This window comes from Telluria sp. LT2P80 (assembly GCF_059685955.1).
In genome coordinates this window covers 1-2,802 of the sequence record NZ_JCASIO010000028.1, presented here as the reverse complement: position 1 = coordinate 2,802, position 2,802 = coordinate 1, and the positions used below count along the sequence as shown (strand labels likewise).

3 protein-coding genes and 1 pseudogene are annotated in these 2,802 nt (G+C 59.2%); all 4 read right to left on the bottom strand.

The features are described from left to right. Positions 1 to 307 precede the first annotated feature (307 nt). Positions 308 to 616 (bottom strand): DUF2220 domain-containing protein, encoded by a 309-nt coding sequence (locus AC56LW_RS24000; protein ID WP_499638364.1) that lies wholly within the window; start codon positions 614 to 616, stop codon positions 308 to 310. Further along, positions 514 to 1,071, bottom strand: a complete 558-nt coding sequence (locus tag AC56LW_RS23995; protein WP_499638362.1) for a DUF3322 domain-containing protein — start codon at positions 1,069 to 1,071, stop codon at positions 514 to 516. The genes AC56LW_RS24000 and AC56LW_RS23995 overlap by 103 nt, the downstream gene beginning before the upstream one ends. Then, a pseudogene (locus tag AC56LW_RS23990) lies at positions 1,071 to 1,931 on the bottom strand (SbcC/MukB-like Walker B domain-containing protein); the annotation flags it as partial. The pseudogene AC56LW_RS23990 and the gene AC56LW_RS23995, both read right to left, overlap by 1 nt. Before the next feature lie 29 nt (positions 1,932 to 1,960). After that, positions 1,961 to 2,608 (bottom strand): DJ-1/PfpI family protein, encoded by a 648-nt coding sequence (locus tag AC56LW_RS23985; protein WP_499638359.1) that lies wholly within the window; start codon positions 2,606 to 2,608, stop codon positions 1,961 to 1,963. Between the last annotated feature and the right edge of the window lie 194 nt (positions 2,609 to 2,802).

The following is a 2,802-nucleotide window of genomic DNA, read 5'->3' as shown; positions in this document are numbered from 1 at the left end:
ACGTATTTCTTTTTTGTGAACATTTGATAATTTAAGTAATCAAAGACCGAAGTCTTTGGCACCTTCATCAAACGCCCACACTTATCGACTGTTAATTTTTAAAGAACTTTATTCGGTACTGCATTTTCTGCCATTTGCTTCGAAGCGTTGTGTTCGTCAGCAGCAGAGAAGAGAGAGTATGCGGTGTTTTGCGATGTTCGTCAACTTCTTTTTTTCTTTCCTTTTCGCTGCTGCATCCATTTGAATGCTTCTGCGTCGAGGGAGCGAGACTATAACAAACCCACGACCAGCCCGCAAGGCAATCATGTTATCGATATTGAATTGCGTCGGTCACCCATCTATAAGCAATTCGCCCCTGCTCCAGGCAAAGCCGCTCGCCCAGAATGTTATCTCGCAGCATGTCATACAGCGCATGCTCGTCATCCGTGAGCCGGATCAGCTCCCCCGTGAAACGCTTATCGGCATCTTCGCTGTCCCACAGGTGGCGATGCGCCTGGAAGGTCGCCGCATCCATCAACAGGGAACGCGCCGTTGGCAAGGCCGCACGCAGGCGCTCAAGGATTGCGAACCCGTGGGTATCGATGTCGCCCCAATACGCGATATCGCGGTCACGCAACCAATCGATCTGCGATAGAGCAGTTTGCGCGGATGACTGCGTACCCACGCGTGCAGCTGAGGAAAGGATGCCAGCGTGTGGGCCGCCAACGTATCGAACTGGCGCGCGTCACGGGCACGGCCAATCATGCGAAGCGCCTCGGCCTCGGCGTCAATCATCGCCGCAAACGGGATGCTGTTGCGGCCCAGCTGGCGATGGTTGAGGTCGCGCCACGTCAGGTCATAGCCGTGCCCCTGCTCCGCGCGGCTGCCTGCCTTGAGCATGGCGCCCCAGCTGCGCACCTGCTCGAACTGCTCGCCCATGACGGCGACACCGGGCTGGCGCAGGCGAAGCTCGTACGGGAACAGCGGGGCGTTATCGAGGCGCGTAGCGAGCAAGGCGCCGCTGTCCCAAAGCCGCTGCACGCCGGCGACGATGTCGGCAGGCGTCGACCAGGCTGTGCGCGGTCCGCTCATCACGCGCGCGTCCCACGTTGGGCGCGGTACTCCTCGATGCTCAGGTACCGCAGCATCGACTGACGCCCTTCTTCGCTATGCACGAACCCCAGCCCGGCGACATAAGGCTCGATGATGTGGATTTTCTGCAGCGGCGTGACGATCAGCAGCTGCAGGTTCATGCGGCGAAACAGTTCCAGTCCATAGCGCGCCGCTCCGTCCAAACCGCGGCCGAACGCTTCGTCGATGACAACGAAGCGGAACGACCGTGAGCGCTCCGCCCCCTACTCAAGGCCGAACTGGTACGCCAGGCTCGCCGCCAGTACGGTGTAGGCCAGTTTTTCTTTCTGGCCGCCGGACTTGCAGCCCGCATCCGTGTAGTGCTCGTGCTCGCGATCGTCTTCGCGCCAGCGCTCGGACGCCGAGAACACGAACCAGTTGCGCACGTCGGTCACCTTGCGGGTCCAGCGCCGATCCATCTCGGCGCTGCCTTCGCGACCGCGAAAACGTTCGATGATGTGCCGCACCTGCAAGAACTTCGCCTCGGTATATTCCTCGTCGGCCGATCCGGTAAGCGAGCCCTCGGTGCAACTGCGCAGGTCCTGCTGGAAGTCGCGCAGGTCGGCGTCCAGGCTTGGCGCCGCTTCAAGGGCGATATACCGGTTCGGGTTGTAGTCGATCGCATGCAGGGACGCGTTGATGGTGTCGACCCGCTCGCGCTTGAGCTGCGACTGGAAACCGGCGATCTCGCGGATCGTGTTGTTGTTGAGCAGACCCTTGAATTTATCGGCAAAGCGCGGCAGGTCGTCCACTTCCAGCACGTGCAGCATGCGCTGAAATTCGACGGCGGCATCGATACTGACATCGACTTCGCGCGCGTCCCCTGAAGCCAGCGGGAAGGATGCTTCGCCTATCCGGGCAGGGACTCCTGGGCATCAGGCGACATCGACGCGACCAGCTCGTGGTACCAGCATGCCTGCCGCGTCTTGTGCAGACGGTACCAGGCGGTTGCCGTCGCCGGCCGCCACACCTTGAGCATCTTCAGCACTTCATATGAGAATTCCAGCGGCGCCAGACCGCTCGCGGTAATCAGGTTGTCGCCGCGAACTGCCGGTTTATGACGGTAGTGCGACTGCCCGGTGTACGCAGGGCAAGCAGCTTGCAAGGATCCGAGGTCGTTGGAGGTATGGCGACGCCGGTCAAGCGCACCGGTGCTGGCAAGGCCAACAGTCGCGCCACAAATGGCGGCAACATTGTGTCCCTGATCGAGGGCATCTCGTGCCAATTCCAGCAGTGGCCTGACAAATGGCGTCGCCCAGACATCGCCGCCAGGTAGCAGGAGCAGATCGTTGGCATGCAGTTGAATACGATCGACTGTTATGTCAGGTACGTACCGAATGCCACCCATACTGTGCACAGCATCCAGTGACACGCCGAGTTTGACCAGATTGCATGTCATCCCGGGATCATGGAAAAAGCGCCGGCTATGCAGCTCGGCCGTCAGGTAGCCGATCTCCCAATCTGCCATCGTGTCGATTACCGCGAGGTAGACGTTCATCGTGATGTCCTTGCTGGGTCGGTGTGGTTTGACAATGATATCGGTGTATCTTGACGTTCGATACGGTATCGATCGCGCAAAGCGAAAAGCCCCACTCAGATCACTGAGTGGGGCTTTTCTATATAACTAGCCTGACGATAACCTACTTTCACACTGGTTGCAGCACTATCATCGGCGCAAAGTCGTTTCACGGT

What these genes read in the sequence shown, in the direction of transcription:
- AC56LW_RS23985 (WP_499638359.1), bottom strand. Translation starts at nt 2,608, where the DNA reads ATGAACGTCTACCTCGCGGTAATCGACACGATGGCAGATTGGGAGATC.
- AC56LW_RS23995 (WP_499638362.1), bottom strand. Translation starts at nt 1,071, where the DNA reads ATGAGCGGACCGCGCACAGCCTGGTCGACGCCTGCCGACATCGTCGCC.